The 18,123-nt window shown below is 46.7% G+C and carries 14 protein-coding genes and 2 pseudogenes; 10 read left to right on the plus strand and 6 right to left on the minus strand.

What is annotated here, in order from left to right; genetic code table 11:
- The 3 genes and pseudogenes from EMM73_RS20060 to EMM73_RS11295 all read left to right on the plus strand — a co-directional run.
- Positions 1–515, plus strand: a pseudogene (locus EMM73_RS20060) (addiction module toxin RelE); the annotation flags it as partial.
- Between the two features lie 335 nt (positions 516–850).
- Entirely contained in the window at positions 851–1,159 is a 309-nt protein-coding gene (locus EMM73_RS11290; RefSeq protein ID WP_261373386.1) for a helix-turn-helix domain-containing protein, read from the plus strand.
- Positions 1,149–2,441, plus strand: coding sequence for a type II toxin-antitoxin system HipA family toxin (locus EMM73_RS11295; RefSeq protein ID WP_127686542.1), 1,293 nt, complete (start codon positions 1,149–1,151; stop codon positions 2,439–2,441). The genes EMM73_RS11290 and EMM73_RS11295 overlap by 11 nt, the downstream gene beginning before the upstream one ends.
- A 270-nt stretch (positions 2,442–2,711) precedes the next feature.
- Here EMM73_RS11295 and EMM73_RS20520 read toward each other — a convergent pair whose 3' ends face one another.
- From EMM73_RS20520 to EMM73_RS11310, 4 genes and pseudogenes are all read right to left on the minus strand, one after another.
- Entirely contained in the window at positions 2,712–2,822 is a 111-nt protein-coding gene (locus tag EMM73_RS20520) for a hypothetical protein (RefSeq protein ID WP_409994306.1), read from the minus strand.
- A gap of 82 nt (positions 2,823–2,904) precedes the next feature.
- A pseudogene (gene hepT, locus EMM73_RS20525) lies at positions 2,905–3,219 on the minus strand (type VII toxin-antitoxin system HepT family RNase toxin); the annotation flags it as partial.
- The gene (gene mntA / locus EMM73_RS11305) at positions 3,197–3,595 is read right to left on the minus strand and encodes a type VII toxin-antitoxin system MntA family adenylyltransferase antitoxin (protein WP_222422650.1); all 399 of its coding nucleotides are present in this window, start codon (positions 3,593–3,595) and stop codon (positions 3,197–3,199) included. The pseudogene hepT and the gene mntA, both read right to left, overlap by 23 nt.
- A gap of 85 nt (positions 3,596–3,680) precedes the next feature.
- Entirely contained in the window at positions 3,681–4,571 is an 891-nt protein-coding gene (locus EMM73_RS11310; protein ID WP_127686543.1) for a LysR family transcriptional regulator, read from the minus strand.
- Between the two features lie 106 nt (positions 4,572–4,677).
- On the opposite strand from EMM73_RS11310, the gene EMM73_RS11315 reads away from it, so the two are divergent.
- The 7 genes from EMM73_RS11315 (at position 4,678) to EMM73_RS11345 (ending at position 11,639) form a co-directional block, all read left to right on the plus strand.
- On the plus strand, positions 4,678–5,787 hold the full coding sequence (locus EMM73_RS11315) for an S-(hydroxymethyl)glutathione dehydrogenase/class III alcohol dehydrogenase (RefSeq protein ID WP_186435200.1): 1,110 nt from the start codon (positions 4,678–4,680) through the stop codon (positions 5,785–5,787).
- Positions 5,788–6,021: 234 nt separating this feature from the next.
- Complete coding sequence (fghA, locus tag EMM73_RS11320) at positions 6,022–6,858, plus strand: S-formylglutathione hydrolase (protein ID WP_127686545.1); 837 nt, start codon at positions 6,022–6,024, stop codon at positions 6,856–6,858.
- A gap of 258 nt (positions 6,859–7,116) precedes the next feature.
- Positions 7,117–7,680 carry a TMEM165/GDT1 family protein gene (locus EMM73_RS11325; protein ID WP_127686546.1) on the plus strand — a complete coding sequence of 188 codons (564 nt, stop codon included), beginning with the start codon at positions 7,117–7,119 and terminating at the stop codon, positions 7,678–7,680.
- A 250-nt stretch (positions 7,681–7,930) separates the two neighbouring features.
- Positions 7,931–10,135 (plus strand): YgiQ family radical SAM protein, encoded by a 2,205-nt coding sequence (locus EMM73_RS11330; RefSeq protein ID WP_186435201.1) that lies wholly within the window; start codon positions 7,931–7,933, stop codon positions 10,133–10,135.
- A 64-nt stretch (positions 10,136–10,199) separates the two neighbouring features.
- The gene (locus EMM73_RS11335; RefSeq protein ID WP_127686547.1) at positions 10,200–10,712 is read left to right on the plus strand and encodes a GNAT family N-acetyltransferase; all 513 of its coding nucleotides are present in this window, start codon (positions 10,200–10,202) and stop codon (positions 10,710–10,712) included.
- Between the two features lie 73 nt (positions 10,713–10,785).
- Complete coding sequence (locus tag EMM73_RS11340) at positions 10,786–11,421, plus strand: hypothetical protein (protein WP_127686548.1); 636 nt, start codon at positions 10,786–10,788, stop codon at positions 11,419–11,421.
- On the plus strand, positions 11,406–11,639 hold the full coding sequence (locus tag EMM73_RS11345; RefSeq protein ID WP_127686549.1) for a hypothetical protein: 234 nt from the start codon (positions 11,406–11,408) through the stop codon (positions 11,637–11,639). The genes EMM73_RS11340 and EMM73_RS11345 overlap by 16 nt, the downstream gene beginning before the upstream one ends.
- Before the next feature lie 25 nt (positions 11,640–11,664).
- Here the strand turns inward: EMM73_RS11345 and EMM73_RS11350 are convergent, their stop codons facing one another.
- Both EMM73_RS11350 and EMM73_RS11355 read right to left on the minus strand, forming a co-directional pair.
- Positions 11,665–14,559, minus strand: coding sequence for a ligand-binding sensor domain-containing diguanylate cyclase (locus tag EMM73_RS11350; RefSeq protein ID WP_186435196.1), 2,895 nt, complete (start codon positions 14,557–14,559; stop codon positions 11,665–11,667).
- A 238-nt stretch (positions 14,560–14,797) separates the two neighbouring features.
- Positions 14,798–17,974, minus strand: coding sequence for an amidohydrolase family protein (locus tag EMM73_RS11355; RefSeq protein ID WP_127686551.1), 3,177 nt, complete (start codon positions 17,972–17,974; stop codon positions 14,798–14,800).
- Positions 17,975–18,123: the final 149 nt, after the last annotated feature.

An 18,123-nucleotide genomic window follows, 5' to 3' on the forward strand; every position in this document is an offset into this window, starting at 1 on the left:
TACTGGTGCAAAAGGACAGTTATCTGCTTGAAGTGAGTCGTTACATTGTATTAAATCCGGTGCGTGCAGCCATGGTGGAAAGCTGCGACGAGTGGCTCTGGAGCAGTTATCGCTTTACCTGTCATGATCAGGAGCCACCATCATGGCTGGCGGTGGACCAGTTGTTGTCGCTGTTTGGTAATGAGTGCTCTCAGGCTATTGGTCACTATCAGGATTTTGTAGCGCGTGGTGTGGGCAGAAGTTTGTGGCCTGAAGTCAAGCAGCTGATTTACCTGGGGTCTGATAGCTTTGTCAGCGAAATGCAAAGCAAAATTTCTTACCCTGAACTGTTATCTGAAGTTCCCGCGAAGCAAAAACGTTTACCTGCGAAGCCATTGGATTGGTACGTGCAGAACTACCCAAATAGCAGAAACGACGCTATTAGCATGGCATTTGCCAGTGGAGGCTATATACCCGTCGTCCTTGAAGCTGCGGCTTTGTTGACTGCGCCATCTCGCCCCAGTCACATAGGTTGACTATGCTCCTGGGGGCTCACCGGCTTGCCGCCTCGCCGCAACTTCAAGTCACTTGGGTATAGACAAGCTGAACTTAGTCGCTATTTTGATTTACATTACGGCACTATCAGCAGGATTATTTCTGGCAAAAGCCACAAGTAAAAGCGTTCGATCCTTAGCCCTGCTTACCCCAATGTAAAATCCGGCATAACTGCTAAAAATCCTGTAAACGATGCAAAATCACATGTTCGGTCACTGTCAGGCAAGTTTTCAACAAAATCAGTTCACTCAAACTCTTTTTAAATGGCTATAATTATATCCATTAATGACTATTTATTATAATAATGGACATGGTTGTGTCTGTTAGGGTTGCTATGGAACACTTAAGCCTTTTATCAGTCCACGACGTTCAAACCGATCTCAGCCAATGGCTGCGTGACCAGCGTAAAAAGCACAAGTGGTCCAGGGACGACTTAGCCGAAAAGAGCTTAGTGCCAGCCGCCACGATTAAAAAGTTTGAAACTACAGGTCAGATCTCACTGCGACAATTCCTGATGCTGTGGCAGTCTGTCGATGATCTGGCAAGGCTGCATCAGTTGACGACACTGACCGATCTTAAGCCACTGCCCACCAGCATTGACGAGGTATTAGCCAATGAACTTTAACCGCACCAATCGCTTAGATGTCTATCGTACCTTGTCGAATGGTGAAACAGTGTTAGTTGGTGTGATGGCGCAAAACCGTCAAGGTAGCTTTTTTCAGTATCAAGCTGACTATCTGCAAAAGTTTGGCAACTTGTCGCCATTTAAACTTAAATCCGATACGTCACTGCAACGTGCACCAACAGAACCACATTCAGGTCTGCATGGTGTGTTTGCCGATTCTTTACCTGATGGATGGGGTATGTTGCTGATGGACAGATTGTTTCGGCAGCATCAAATACTGGCTTCACAAATTACCGCGATGGACCGGCTGGCCTTTGTTGGCAATCGTGGTATGGGGGCTCTTTCATTTAAGCCAGTATCAGCATTGTGTATGCAGCAGCAAAATGAGTTTTTTGATCTCCATGCGTTAGGTACTGAGGCACAGTTATTTTTTGATGGCCATACAGAAGATGTTTTGTCAGTCTTAGTCCAGGCTGGTAGCTCAGGTGGTGCGCGTCCTAAAGCACAGCTGTATTTTGCAACTGATGATTATCTGTATTGTAGTACTGCAAAATTTCCGAAATCCGAGGCTTGGTTAGTCAAGTTTACTTCTGAGCGTTTAGCCCTTGGCCATGAGGAAGGTGTGTGTGAAGCCACTTATTTGCAGTTGGCCAAAACAGTTGGCATTGCAGTGCCTGATTGGAAATTGCTGGAGTTTGCGGATGGCCCTGCAAAAAGACGATGGTTGGCACTGAAACGATTTGATGTCGTCACTTCTGATACCAATGTCGATGGCCGCGTCCATCTCCACAGTGCTTGCGGTCTGCTTGACGCAAATTACCGGTTACCAAGTTTAGATTACGAAGATCTGATAAAAGTGAGCAGTACACTCTGTAAAAGTCCTGCAGCGGGTCAAGAACAATTCAAACGGGCTGTGTTTAATCTGTTTGCACTGAATCAGGATGATCACAGCAAAAACTCTGCTTTTTTGCAGGCTGACAACGGCCAGTGGCAACTAGCTCCATTTTATGATGTCACCTTCAGTCCATCAGCCTATGGCGAACATGCCACTGCGTTTAGCGGTTTTGGTAAAACACCTTCACTCAAGGCCATGCAAAAGTTAGCAGCGCAAGCCAACTTTTCTAACTGGCAACACGCACAGCGAGTGATCAAAGAAGTGATCGATGTGATACAGCAATTTGCTGTGGCGGCAAAAGAGAACGGTGTGTCTGCACAGACCATTAAGCTTATCTCGCTACAGTTGGAAAAGGTTCGAACCGCGAATAAATCGCTGATTAGCTAGATGTTTAGTTAACCTGAACGGGATAATGAGTGTCGAATACTCTAAATTTAACATTACAAATCAAGCAGATAAATCAATTCATTGAAGTTTATCCGGGGTCAGACAGTTTTGTCAGCGAAATGCTCCAGGGCGCTCACTGGCTTGCCGCCTCGCCGCAACTTCAAGTTACTTGGGTATACACAAGCTGAGCTTAGTCGCTATTTTGATTTACATTAGGGTACTATCAGCAGCATTATTTCTGGCAAAGTCACAAGTAAAAGCGTTCGATCCTTAGCCCTGCTTACCCCCAAGTAAAATCCGGCATAACTGCTGAAAATCCTGTAAACGATGCAGAATGACATGTTCGGTCACTGCCAGTTGCAAGCGTTGATATTCGTGCACAGCGATGTTTCTGAAACCAATTTTTTTTCAGATTGTCGGCAAGTTCAGCCGGAATAAATTCAGCTGTGGCTAACAGGCTAAATACGTCGCGGGAGCTTTGCGGCACCCCAAGCTTATGCAGGCGGATCAGATGCTGGCCCATATCAAGTGCCGCTTCACAAGCGCGTTGAATATTCAGAATGGCTGCATCCTGACGAGTAAAGTCTGTGGCAAAAGTGGCAGGGTTTTTATTGTATTCTTCCAGGGCACGAAGGATGCTACGCTCAATAGTTGCAGCTTTATTCAGCAGCACATCATCAGGTGGCGTATCAGAAAGCTGCTTACCTGAAGGCTGCTCACCAGAAAGCAGCTCACCTGAAGGCGGGGAGTCATTATCAACGGCCATAAACAGACCCATCCTTTTTAATATCAGCTAAGAGTCCGGCGCGGGCTTCGTTTAGTGTGGTCATTGCTGACAGCAGCGTAGCTTCATAACTGCCAACCTGTTGATCAAAGGCATAAAGCCGCTGTCCTTTGGTCAAAATTTGGTATTGCATCACAGTAGAGGCGGCACGAAAATCCAGTAAATCCACTTCAGAGTGCAGCAGCTCTGCCAGATCGCTACTGATATCCCATAAATCAATCACATCGGCATAACCTGGCACCAATACGGCTAAATCCAGATCGCTGTTCTTATTAGCAGTGCCTTCGACCTGACTGCCAAACGCATAGACAGCCATAAGACCAGGCAAGCGTTGCTGCAATAGATTAACAATAAGGGGAAAGTTCAACATAATCACTTGTTTGCTGCTTCTGTTCTGCCAATCATAGTAACTTTTAAGCCCAAGCACGACAAATAAAAGCACGACAAATAAAGATCTAGCCTGTCCGCTTTGGAAAGCTTTCCAATCCTTGCTGCAACCAATCCAGCAGTAAGCGCACTTTGACTGGTAAATGCCGGTTTAGTGGATACAAAGCCCAGATGCCTTCGTCGGACGGTTGTTGCTCTGGCAATAAGGCCACTAAACGGCCGTCTTCTAAAAAGGGCTTTAAGTAATAATCAGGCAGCTGAGTGATGCCTAAACCTTTCAGCACTGCATCTGTTAACGCCACACCGCTATTGCAGCGCAAATAAGGCTGGGGTTTAAATTGCAGCTTTTGGCCTTGTTGTTCAAAACGCCAGAAATCGACAGAGCCCACTAAACAGCGGTGCTGATGTAATTCCGCTACTGTAGCTGGAGTGCCGAATTTTTGCAGATAGTCGGGGCTGGCGCATAAATACAAGGTGCGCTTGCCTAAGGCTTTGGCTTGCAAGCTGGAATCGGTAAGATTTCCTAACCGGATGGCGCAGTCAAAACCGCCTTGGACTAAATCCAGTTGGTCATTAGTCAGCTGTAAATCCACTTGCACTTTAGGGTAACGCAATAAAAACTCATGCAGCAAAGGCGCGATAAATTGCTCGCCATAATACACAGGAGCGGTAATTTTTATCGCGCCAGAAGGTTCATGCTGCAAGCTGGTCAGCAGTTGATTGGCTTGTTGCAAGCCGTTCACTAAAGCGCGGCAATGTTGGTAATACAAAGTGCCTTGTTCAGTCAGTCGTACCTGGCGTGTGGTGCGAAGCACCAGTTTGCAGTTCAGCCGCTGCTCTAATTGCAGTACGGTGCGACTCACCTGAGCTACAGAAATAGCTAAGACTTTGGCTGCTTTAGAAAAACTTCCCAGTTCTGCTACAGCCACAAATTCGCTGATGCCTTGCCATTCTTTCATTTATGCAAAACTCATTTGTTATTTGCAGGGATTATCTTCGATTAAGAAAAAATTACAATAAGCTATAGTAACTACTAGTCTGGTTTGGAGAACAAGAATGAATATGATCAAAACACGTGCTGCTGTGGCCTGGGGCCCGGGTCAACCGTTAAAAATTGAAGAAGTAGATTTAATGCCACCACAAAAAGGCGAAGTGCTGGTGCGTATAGTGGCGACCGGAGTGTGCCATACCGACGCTTACACCTTGTCGGGTCAGGATTCTGAAGGCAAATTCCCTTGTATTCTGGGTCATGAGGGCGGTGGAGTAGTTGAAGCTATTGGCGAGGGCGTCACCAGCGTGGCTGTGGGCGATCATGTGATCCCGTTATACACGCCTGAATGTGGTAAATGTAAATTCTGTTTATCCGGTAAAACTAACTTGTGTCAGGCTATTCGTGCCACACAAGGTCAGGGTCTAATGCCGGACGGCACTACACGTTTTTCTAAAGATGGTCAGCCTATTTACCACTATATGGGTACTTCTACCTTTTCTGAATACACTGTGCTGCCAGAGATTTCGTTAGCCAAAATCAATAAAGCAGCACCTTTGGAAAAGGTCTGTTTATTAGGTTGTGGTGTCACCACAGGCATGGGCGCTGTAATGAATACCGCCAAAGTGAAAGCAGGCGATACAGTTGCTGTGTTTGGTTTAGGTGGTATAGGTTTATCTGCCATTATTGGCGCTGTGATGGCCAAAGCCAGCCGCATTATTGCCATCGACATCAATGAGTCTAAGTTTGATATTGCCCGTCAGTTGGGTGCTACTGATGTGATTAATCCAAAGAATTTCGACAAGCCTATTCAGGATGTGATTGTTGAAATGACAGACGGCGGTGTGGATTTTTCTTTTGAATGTATTGGTAACGTCAACGTGATGCGTTCGGCTTTAGAGTGCTGTCATAAAGGCTGGGGCGAGTCGGTAATTATTGGTGTGGCGCCTGCTGGTGCTGAAATATCTACCCGGCCATTTCAGTTAGTCACAGGTCGGGTATGGCGTGGTACTGCTTTTGGTGGTGTCAAAGGCCGTACTGAATTGCCGGATTATGTGGAGCGTTATTTAAAAGGTGAGTTTGAACTCGATACCTTTATCACCCATACCATGCCGTTGGAGCAAATCAACGAAGCCTTTGATTTGATGCATGAAGGTAAGTCGATCCGTACCGTGATACATTTCTAACTCTTTGTAGTTGAAGCAGCAGCTTTTTTGGCAGCTGTACTGTGGTTGGTTAAAATATGCTATTAGATGAAATGCGGGCAGGGCAGACTCTTTCTGACATCTGATTGGCATTACAGACGGGCGGGTACAAGACCCGCCCCTACAATTTTGCCTCGCCGCAATCCCAACTAAAGTGGGAATTCATTTTCATTAAAAGCCCGGTTCGCCGGGCTTTATCTACACAAGGATAAAGCAATGACCTTAATTCAGTTATCCGAACATAAGCTGTTTGCTGGCCGCCAGATTAAATATCAGCATCATTCAGAATCCGTCAAAGGCCTGATGCAATTTTCGGTGTATTTACCACCTGCAGCTGAAACACAAAAAGTGCCAGTGCTGTACTGGTTATCAGGTTTAACCTGCACTGATGAAAACTTTTCGGTTAAAGCCGGGGCGCAGCGTGTAGCCGCAGAGCTGGGCATAGCTTTAGTGATCCCTGACACCAGCCCACGAGGCGAGCAGGTAGCAGACGATGCCGCTTATGATTTGGGTCAGGGCGCTGGTTTTTATGTCAATGCGACCCAAGAGCCCTGGGCAGCCCATTATCAGATGTATGACTATATCAGCCGCGAACTGCCATCTTTAGTGGAAGCGCATTTACCTGTCACCACAGCCAAGGCGATTAGCGGTCATTCGATGGGGGGCCATGGTGCTTTAGTAATTGCTTTACGTGAAGTTGGCGCTTACCGCTCAGTGTCGGCTTTTTCACCTATTTGTCAGCCAACAAAGTGTGACTGGGGCAAAAAGGCTTTTACTGCCTATTTGGGCGATGAGCAAAGCCAGTGGCTGCAGTACGATGCAAGTTTTTTGCTGGCGCAACAACAGAGCAGTGTGCCTATGCTGATTGATCAGGGCGAGGGCGATCAGTTTTACCCGTCACAGCTTCGCACTGAAGCTTTGATCGAAGCCAATCAACGCAGCCAAAGTGGCGCGCAAATTCGTCTGCAACCGGGGTATGATCACAGCTACTTTTTTATCAGCAGCTTTATCGAAGAGCACCTGCGTTTTCATGCAAGGCACCTGAAAGACTAAGCTGGATAGTGCTTCGGCGGAGTTTTTGCTTGCCGAAGCGCCCGGATAGCGGCTAAAATGCCGACGCGCTTAGGGGAGTAATTTACAAAGCCGCCAGGTTTTGTGTTGTTGTCAACATACTTGTACCTCACTGTACATGGCAACAACGTCCCACAGATCAAGCTTGATCAGGTATTAATGAGACCTAAGACAACCTACTAACCCCAGGCGGGAGTTGGTCTGTTGTCTTATGTTTAGTTTTCCCGCCAGGTGCAGTTTATGTATTTTGATGCCTTTGTAGCCTCCTTCGCTTCTGTTGCTGTTGCAGAGATTGGCGATAAAACTCAGCTTTTGTCTTTATTCCTCGCTGCCCGCTTTCGCTCCCGTGGCGCTATTATTGCAGGTATTCTGGTGGCTACTTTATTGAATCACGCCGCATCGGCCTGGTTTGGTGCCTGGGTGGCGCAGTTTATTCCACAAGGTTGGCATGAGTGGCTATTAGGTGGCTCTTTTATTGCCGTAGCTTTGTGGTTGCTTATTCCGGATAAAGACGACAGTGAAGAAGTCAGCGTTTTAAAATATGGCGCTTTTTTTGCCAGCTGTATTTTGTTTTTCCTGGCAGAGATTGGTGATAAAACTCAGGTAGCGACAGTGCTATTGGCCGCCACTTACCCAGAAACCTGGCAGGTTATTTTAGGCACCACTGTCGGTATGCTGGCTGCCAATGTGCCAGTGGTCTATGCCGGCAGCTGGTTGCTGGAACGTATTTCCTTAGATTGGGCGCGCCGTGTGGCTTGTGCCATCTTTATGCTACTGGGTGTCGTGACTATTCTGATGTATTAGGTCGCACCAGAGCCGGTATTTGTACCACCAGACTGAGTTTTAAACGAAAGTCTGGTGATACAACCTTTCTGTAACTTCAATCTATGCTGTTTTTTTGTTTAATTTGTGAACATCATAGTTCTGCCTTAATGTTAGTATTCTTAAGCTGAGTCAAGTATAATGCGCGGCCATTTTTGGCAGGCAAAACCGAGTGAAACAACAGATGCAAACGAATCAGGTCCCTTTAAGAAAATCCGCAGCAGTGGACCGCATGGCGGCCGAGCGGGGACTATTTTCTTATCCTAAATACTGGGCTGAGTCCTTTGGTACTGCACCATTTTTGCCAATGAGCAGAGCCGAGATGAAACAGCTGGGTTGGGACAGCTGCGATATTATTTTGGTGGTCGGCGATGCTTATGTCGATCACCCCAGCTTTGGTATGGCCGTGGTCGGCCGTATGCTGGAAAGTCAGGGCTTTCGCGTCGGCATTATTGCCCAGCCAGATTGGTCGTCCAAAGACGCTTTTATGGCACTTGGCAAACCTAACCTGTTTTTTGGCGTCTCTGCCGGCAATATGGACTCGATGATTAACCGCTACACAGCGGATAAAAAATTACGGCACGACGATGCCTACACTCCTGGTAATGAAGGTGGAAAGCGTCCTGATCGCGCTGTGATTGTCTATTCACAGCGCTGTAAAGAAGCTTACAAAGATGTGCCAGTGATCATAGGTGGTATTGAAGCCAGCTTGCGCCGTATTGCCCATTATGATTATTGGCAGGAAAAAGTTCGTCGCTCCATTATTTTTGACGCCAAAGCCGAACTGCTGATTTACGGCAATGCTGAACGACCACTGGTCGAAGTGGCGCATCGCATTGCCAATGGCGAGGACGTTAATACACTTCACGATATTCGCGGCACTGCAGTTATTCGCAAAGAGCCGTTACCGGGCTGGCGTGGTGTCGATTCCACCGCTATTGATAAAGTCGGCAAAATTGACCCTGTGCCCAATCCTTATGGTGCAGACGATGTAGGTTGCGGCACCTTTTCTGAATTTGCGCAGCAGGGCATCGATTTAAGCAAAGCGCCTGAAGTGGAAGCTAAGCCAATACTAGTGCAGCCGCCACGCCAAAAGCCGTGGGAGAAAACCTATGTCAAACTGCCTGCTTTTGAGCAGGTCAGTGTCAATAAGTCGTTGTATGCCCACGCTTCGCGTATTTTGCACCAGGAAACTAACCCAGGTTGTGCCCGCGCTATTTACCAGCGCCACGGCGACCGTCATTTATGGGTTAATCCGCCTGCGTTTCCGCTGACCACTGAAGAGATGGATGGCGTTTTTGGTCTGCCTTATCAACGTGTGCCACATCCTGTGTATGGCAAAGCGAAAATTCCTGCCTATGAGATGATCAAAACTTCGGTCAATATTATGCGGGGTTGTTTTGGTGGCTGTTCCTTTTGTTCTATTACCGAACACGAAGGCCGCGTGATCCAAAGCCGTTCTCAGGAATCAATTTTAAAAGAAATTAAAGAAATTCGTGACAAAGTTCCGGGTTTTACCGGAGTGATCTCGGATTTAGGCGGCCCAACCGCGAATATGTATCGCTTACGTTGTAAAAATCCAAAAGCGGAGCAAACCTGTCGCCGGCCTTCTTGTGTCTATCCGACTATTTGTGAGCATATGGATACAGATCAAAGCCCAACTGTGGATTTATACCGTGCCGCCCGTAAAGTGGATGGCATTAAAAAGATTCTGGTGGCGTCCGGTGTGCGTTACGACTTAGCTGTTGAAGATCCAAACTATGTCAAAGAGCTAGTGCAGCACCATGTCGGTGGTTATTTAAAAATTGCTCCTGAGCATACTGAAAACGGGCCTTTGTCGAAGATGATGAAACCCGGCATGGGCGCCTATGACAAGTTTAAAGAAATGTTCGACCGTTTTAGCCGTGAAGCGGGCAAAGAGCAATACCTGATCCCGTACTTCATCTCCGCGCATCCTGGTACTACAGATAAGGACATGGTGAATTTAGCGCTTTGGCTGAAAGAACGTGATTTTAAACTGGATCAGGTGCAGAACTTCTACCCAAGCCCAATGGCAAACGCGACCACTATCTATCACACAGAGATGAACTCGCTGAAAAATATCAAAGGCAATACCGAAGTGGTGCCAGTGCCAAAAGGGGAACGTCAGCGCCGCTTGCATAAAGCACTGCTGCGTTACCATGACCCTAAAGGCTGGCCGATGATCCGCGAAGCTTTAGTCAAAATGGGCTTAAAACACCTGATTGGCAGAAGCAAAGGTTGTCTGGTGCCGGAAGAGGGTAAAGAGGACATGTTCCTTCGTAACATCAAGGTACCAGGTAAAAAACCAGGTCAGGTGGCATTAACCCGGCACACAGGGGTTAATCCAGCGGCCAAAGCTGTGGAAAAAATTAAACGCTCATCCGGTAAGCCATCTTTTAGCAAAAAAGCTAAGTAAAAAAGGGTCAGGCCTTGATTATTGAATCAATAATCAAGGCCTGACCCCGTGCGAGGGACATCGAATGAACGTCATACTTGAAACTCCCCGTTTAATCTTGCGCTCTTTTACGCTGGATGATGTGGATGCCATGTATCAGCTGATGACTGTGCCGCAAGTGATACGTTATGTTGGCAATAAACCAGCGCAATCGAAACAGGATGTGCTGGATTATCTGCAACAACATCCGTTGCGGGATTATCAGGTCTATGGCTACGGCCGTTTTGCCTGTGTCTGGAAAGCAACGGGGCAGGTGATAGGTTTTAGTGGCATTAAGTATCTTGAGGAAATTCAGGAAACTGAGCTTGGTTATCGTTTTTTACCAGAATTCTGGGGCCAGGGTTTAGCGACTGAAGCAGGGTCTGCCGTGATTCAGTTTGCTCAGGCTTTAGGCCTTAGTCGATTGGTCGCAGTGATCCATCCGGATAATTCTGGCTCGAAGCAGGTGGTCACTAAACTTGGCTTTCGTCTGGAAGGCAAAAGCCGTTTGTCTTTATTGGATGAGCTGGAGCCATTGCTGTTTTCCCGCTGCATTTAAGCAAAGTCTTTAAAAATGTGATCTGCCCCCATTTTTAGATGGTAAACTTTGCCGCCTTTTGATTGGAGTACCTATGGCGTTTAAGTTTCTGCTTCATTTACAGTCTGCAATTACTCAGTGGCTGCTTTGTTTGCTATTGGCGGGAGCCGCCGTTTTTGCTTATCAGACGAAACCCTGGTTAGCATTTTGGCTGTTACCTGAACCTATGACTCAAACTCAACTAAATCAGGCTATTGATTTTGAAACGAGAAACCCTGAAGCGGCGCAGGTGCTTCATGCCTATCTGGGGATCCGGTCTTTGATTGCTGAAGAAAAAGCTTTGCTGGCGCAACATGCAGAATGGGACGAACAAGAAAGAGACGAGGGCTGGGCTGAAGCCACTGAGTATCTGCTGGCCCATTTGGCTGTGACTACCACTAATAACGAGTTGCGTATTATTGCGAGTGAGTGCCGTAATACCTTGTGTCAGGTTAAGTTGATGGCCCCAACGCCTTTGACAAAAGAATTCACCGCAAAAATTCTGCAATACGCCAAAGTATTAAAAGCAGGAGAGCTGGAATATGCTGATCTGGAAACTTTGCAAGGTGCTGTTTGGTTAAAACTGAAAGCCAATAAAAGCTATAAGTTTGACGAAGCAACCACTAAAAAGCTGTGGCCGGAAGAACGTAAGCAATGGGAACAGGAGCTAAAAACATGGTACACAAAATAAAGTATCCAGCAGTATTCCTACTGATTTATTTAATTTGCGCTCTAATTGATTTGGGTACTACCTATTATCGCCAGGCAAAAATTCCAGCCACTACAGGCAGCAGCGCAGAGCTGTCAGTCGCTATGCAGCAACTGATGCAACAACATCGTTTGACCGGTACTGATTTATCTCAGGCGATCAGCGATCTGCAACAGCAGAAGAAACGATACCTTGAATAGGGGTTCAGCTTGAAAACCTCCAGGCTTATTCAAAGGTTTCAGTTGGGTCTGCTTGATAAACCACAACCTTGTTACGACCGGTTTTTTTACCCTGATACAGAGCTATGTCGGCGGCTGAATGCCAGTGGTTAAGCTCTAGCTCCACATCGTGTAACTGAGCAAGACCAAAAGTGGCGGTGACACTTATTTGATGTTCGCCATAGGCTATAAGCAGTCGCATCAGGCTCTGGCGTAATTCTTCACAGACCACAAAAGCCCCTTGTGCCGTAGTTTCAGGTAATAACAGAATAAATTCTTCACCGCCCCATCGAGCAAGGACGTCTTGTTGACGCAGGCGCTGATTTAAATTTTGCGCTATTTTAGTCAGCACCAAGTCACCGGCATCATGACCATAAGTATCATTAATTACTTTAAAGTGGTCGATATCCAGCAACACTAATGTAAAGGCTAACTTTTGTCGTATGGCTTGGCGTTGCAGTAGTTCAAACTGTTCTGAGAAAGCCAGTCTGTTGGGGAGGTCTGTTAAAAAGTCGGTGCGGGCTTGTTGATTTAAGGCTAAGTTCGCTTGTTCCAAATCCATAGTACGTTGTCGAACAAGCTCGTTCAGCCTCGAGTTTTGTTGATGCAAGTTGCGGGTACGAGCCTGCCACATCAACCAAAGCGATAATAAGCTCACCAGAGAGATAAATAACCACAGCCTTTTGTCTTGTGCCAAGGGAGTAGAGATCACAAAATACAAGCTGGCGATTCGTTGTTCTGAGTGCTCCAGGCTATTTCGTACTTGAAAGTGGTAATGACCAGGAGGCAATCTATTGAAACTGATCTGATGTTCATGTCCCAAATAATGCCACTCGTCGTCCAGGCCTGATAATTTGTATTGATATTGATGACTGTCAGTAAAAAAATACTCCAGAAAACTGAAATGAATGGTGATCTCTTTTGCTGTAGCCGGAAGTTCCAGTGGGTTTTGTACTGAGCTTTCAGGATCCAGCCACTGTTTCTGATCGGCTTTGAGCTTACTGATCAGCATAGGAGCGTTAAATTTATAACTCTGCATCAGTCTTGGGTTAAATTGGTATAAACCCGCTGCAGTCCCTAACCAGAATGTGCCTGAAGAGGAGCGGTTGAGCGCTCTGGTTTCGAGTAATAGTGAATTTGTGTTGATTTTTTCTGCAAAAATCTTGAAGGTTTTACTGGCTAAATCCAGTTCAGTCAGCCCTCTTTTGGTACTGACCCAGACTGACGCTGGATCCTGAGCATTGATAGCAACGACTCTGTTGTCTGGTAGACCTTGTTCTATCTGATAAAGCTCTGTGCGGTTGTGTTTTAAGTCCATAAAAAACAAGCCCTGATTGGTACAGAGCCACAACTGGTGGTCCTTGACTTTCTCGGCACAGAGTAGGACATCGCTTGGCAACTGAATCATGCTGTCTTTACCGCTGTGATAGCGAGTAATCAATCCCGTGCTGCGTTTGAGTTGATACAAACCGCTGAAACGACTGACCAGCCAGATGCTGTCTGATGTGTCGCTTATCATACTGATAATAGCGTCACCAGGTTGAGACGTGATATTGAAATATTCGAGCCTTCCTTCGCTGTTTTGTTGTGGCCACTTGATCAGGCCTTTCTCCCAGATCCCAAGCCATAGTGTGCCATCGGCATCAGCTGCCAGAGTAGTAACCCCAACCAGCTTTTTGATGCTATCGGGCAAATCTTGCTGGCTGAATGGGTCAGCTAAGCGGGGGGTAACAAATAAACCAAGATCAGAGCCCACCCAATACTTGCCCTGATGATCTACAGCCACAGCTTGGACCTGATTATGCGGACGACGGCTAGGCAAAGGGTAGGAGCGCCAGATCTGTTGATTCAAATCGTAGCTTAGTAAGTCATGATCCACTCCAAGCCAAATCTTGTCGTCTATGATGGTCTGACTGTAAATACGTCTTAAGGATTTTTCCGGGCCAGCAGCCAAGGGAAAAGGCAAAGCTTCAAAGTTCTGAGGCAGAGGATTCATTTTAAAAACGCCTCTGTTACGACTGGCAACCCAGATAACTCCAGTTTGATCTTTAAAAAATTTACGGATATCAGCTGTAGGCAAAAAGTGTTGCGGACTTCGCTGCTGCTCACTGCTGTTTATTCTGAACAGGCCAGCGCTGCTGCCTACCCATAGCTGATCGGGTTGAGGTTGAAACAAGGTGTTGATAACACCAAATTCAGCGGGATATAGATTGGTGACCTTGTCTGCTTCAAAGCTAAAGAAAAACAAACCGAGCTGAGTACCAAGCCATATCCCTTGTTCCACTGCCAACAAAGTCCTGATCTCGGTTGGATTCAAGACTTGCTCTCCCTCTGGCAATGAGGGTAAGGGTTTGTGGTCTAACTGCTGTAAATCTTCAGACAATCGATACAACCCTTTTGAGCTGGCAAGCCAAAGATAGCCATCGTCTGATTGTGTGATTTGCCAGACTCGCAAATCTGACAATAGCTGCACTTTTTCAAGTTTGTTTGGCTCAGCAGCCTGGACATAGCGCAGACCGCCTACTGTACTTATCCAGATCCTTTGTTGTTGGTCTTGAAAAAAGCTTTGCGCCCTGTCTGACGGCAGCTGTTGTGCAGCCTCTGCTTTGCTGTGATAACGCATCCTGACGTTTAGTTTTTCATCAAGTAATGTGACGCCTTGACCCCAAGTACTGATCCATAGTCGTTGCTGATTATCTATCAGCAATTGATTCACATTGGCCATGGTTGTGTCTTGCTCTGTCGGGCTCAGTATGTTCCAGCGGCTAAATTCGTACCCGTCAAAACGTTGTAAGCCGTCTAACTCGCTGGCAAACCAGATATAGCCTTTGCTGTCTTGTTTGATATCGTAACTGATGAGAGGTGCGTCAGTATGCTGTTGAACTAAGGAAGAAAACTGCATCGAAGCTGCTATTGGGGCAGGGAACAGCATCAGCGAAGCAAGAAGCAGACAGCAGATCAAAGCTTTATTCATAAGTTCAAAAAGCCTCGAAAAAACAAATAAATGGGCTCGGGTACCCGTACCTTCTGCAAATGCTAGCACTCAATAGACAGGAAGCAAAGTCGGAAAACGCTGTTCCGAACAGAAAAAACCGGCTTACGCCGGTTTTGTTGCTAAGGTCAGAGACTGAGGCCAACGCTCAAGGTTGAGAGCTAAAAAACCACTGGGCTCTTTGTTTTTTTTCTGGGTATATTTGGTTCATCGACGCTGCGTCATACAAACGGCCATTCACCATGCTATATTTCACTTTGTCGCTGTCCATTATATTTTTCAGCGGATCTGCATCCAGAATAATTAGGTCCGCCAGCTTTCCTGCTTTTATTGAACCGAGCTGATGGTCCATTCCAAAGGTTTTCGCTGGATTAATGGTCGCAGTTTTTAAGGCTTCAAGCGGGCTCATGCCACCTTGGGCAAACATCCAGATCTCCCAGTGTGCACCCAAACTTTCACGCTGGCCATGGGCGCCAATGTTAGTGACTACTCCCAAATCGGACAATTCTTTAGCCATTTTGGCAATAGCGATATGGTTGTAATGATGGTCCGGTGCTTTAGGCCGGCGCATGCTGCGTGGACGCAGTTCATCAGCTGGTACATACTGGCTTAAACGAGGATGTTTCCACACGTCAGTTTTATCGTACCAGTAGTTTTCACCAAAGATACCGCCGTAAGCCACCACTAGGGTGGGGGTATAGGCTGTGTTGCTTTGTTGCCACAGTTGCTTCACGTCATCATAAAGTACTGCCGCAGCCAGAGAGTGCTCCAGTGTGGTATGGCCGTCTACCACCATACTCAGGTTATGCTGCATCAGAGAGCCACCTTCAGGTACCACCATCATTTCGAGTTCACGAGCAGCTTCAATCACCTGTTGGCGCTGGTCGCGGCGCGGCTGGTTGTAGCTCTTTACTGAAAAAGCTCCGACTTTTTTCAGCCGTTCCAGATGGAATTTCGCATCGTCCAGGCTATCAATGTGCGAGGTATAACCTGCACCATAAGCGCCATACAAAATAGTTCCGGTGGAGAAAATACGTGGTCCTACAGTAATACCGGCTTTTTGCATTTCACTGGCGGTGAATATTTCCTGAGTATTATTCGACGGGTCGTGAATAGAAGTGACACCCAAAGCTAAGCTTGCGTAGTTGGCATAGTTTTGCTGTGGGATCAGTTGGTTAACCCCTTGAGGACCATGAGCGTGAGCATCAAATAAACCGGGCAATAATGTTTTTCCGCTAATATCTATAACTTCGGCACCAGTTGGGATTTCCACTTCAGTTTTGCTGCCAACGGCTTTTATTTTGTTGCCTTCTACTAGCACTACCGCATCCTGTAGCACTGAATCGCCTTCCATAGTGATGACCTGACCGCCGACAAAAGCAATCTGGCCTTTGGGTTTATCCATAGGCACACTGAAGCCAATAGTGCTGCCATTTTTAGCGTCCACTTTGATGTTGCTGTTCACATCAAACAACCCAGTAATGCTGTGATGGTATAGCTCTGGCCCTAAGTGCCAGTACAAGCTACTGCTGTCAGAGGTCCAACTGATATCAGTACCAGCTTTGACAGAGAGTTGTTTTACAGGAAATTGCTTGTCTGAGCCGCTGATATCAATGACTGCGCCACGTTCGGTAAAAGGCGTTACATAAACCTTGAAGCGATCAACAAAAGCTAAATATTTACCATCAGGAGACAGCTTAAATTCTGTGCCGTACTTGGCTGTATACAAAGTGCGTTGCTGCTCTGTCGCCAGGTCAATACTCAGTAGGGTGGGTGATTCGCCATAACCCTGTGCAAATACTCTGGTATTGCCTTTGCCGAACATAGGTGCAAAACCAGTGCGGCTGATCAATTTGGGCTGCTCAGCACCAGTGACGGCTACCGCGTACAGGCCAGTATGAAGAGACCACTTTTTGTCTAATAAAGAGCCAGCGCCGGTTTTACGGTACACCACAGTGCGTCCATCAGGGCTGAAGGTTGGCTCAACATATTTGCCAGGCTCTGACGTCAGGTCACGACTTTGCCCTGAAGCTAAATCTAAAAGTTTAACCCGACCTTGTTCTGTGTCATGCCAACTGACATACACCAGCTTGCTGCCATCGCGGGAGAATTGAGGATAAAATTCAAAATGCTGGTTCTGACTGGTCAGCCTTTTAGCTGAACCTGATTTTAAGTCTTTAATATACAAATGACCCAAAGCCGAATACACCGCCTTCTTAGCATCAGGAGACATCTGCAAGTTGCCCAGCACTTTCACGTCTAGCTGAGCTTTGTCTAAATCCTGCCGGAACTTCACCGCAGTTTGTATGGTTTTGCTGCGTTCAACAGAAAAAGGAATAGTGGTTTTTAGCTTATTGCTAACATCCAGACTATTAATTTTACCGCCCGCCCAGTACACCAGCTTTTTGTTGTCCGGAGTCCAGCTTAAGGTTGGATAAACGCCATGAATAGCCCAGGTTTCCTGCATATCACGGTCAAGCTGGTTATCCAGCTGCGTATGTTCGCCACTTTCTAGATTGTATAAAAATAAGCTGGTTTGAAAATCGACACGGCGTATATAAGCTAAGTATTTGCCATCAGGGGATGGGGTAGGGCGTATAGCTCCCCCTGCGCCTTGCAGCAGAAGATCAATGTTGCCGGTCTCACGCTCAAAACGTTTAATAACATAAATGCCTTGTTCTGAGTCTTTACTGTAATGGAAGGTTTTGCCTGGCGTATCGTCTTGCGAAAAATAGATGTATTTTCCATCAGGCGAAAAGGCGGGTTCACCCAGATCTTTTTGGTCATTGGCTTTGGCGGTTAACATCACACCAGCGCCGCCTGATTTATGGTATTGCCATACTTCACCAGCCCCTAAAGAGCGGCTTGCAGTAAAATGCTTGCGGGCAACAATAAATTCACCGTCCGGACTCCAGGCTGGGCTATTGAGCAACCTGAAGCTCTCTTCTGTCACTGCTTTTTGCCCCGTACCGTCGGCTTTCATCAGCCAAATATTATCGCCACCGCCCTGATCGCTGGTAAATGCAATGTATTTGCCATCAGGGCTGAATACTGGCTGCATCTGCCACCCTATATCTGACGTCAAGGCTTTGGCTTCGCCCCCGGTGATGGGCATCGTATAGATATCTCCTAATAAGTCAAAAGCAATAGTTTTGCCGTCAGGGCTGACACTGACATTCATCCAGGTACCCTGGTTTACATTAATTGTGACATCAGTGAATTTGCCTTGTGGCTTATCCACATGCCAGTCAGGTTTTTTATCTTCAGCTACGACCAGAGAAGAGCATAAAGCCAGAGCAATCAGACTGTAGTTATAGTTTTTCATCAATGGACCTCGTGTTGTTTGACCCTACGCTGCCATAAAGCCAAAGCGTCGTAAAGCGTGGGTATAAAAACTGCGGTTAAAAGCATAACTTCTCCGCCAGGCGGAGGAAAACTTTGGTCTGAATCAAAAACTGGTTACACTGAACTGAG

Origin of the sequence: Rheinheimera sediminis (assembly GCF_004005375.1) — a bacterium.
Lineage (GTDB): Bacteria > Pseudomonadota > Gammaproteobacteria > Enterobacterales > Alteromonadaceae > Pararheinheimera.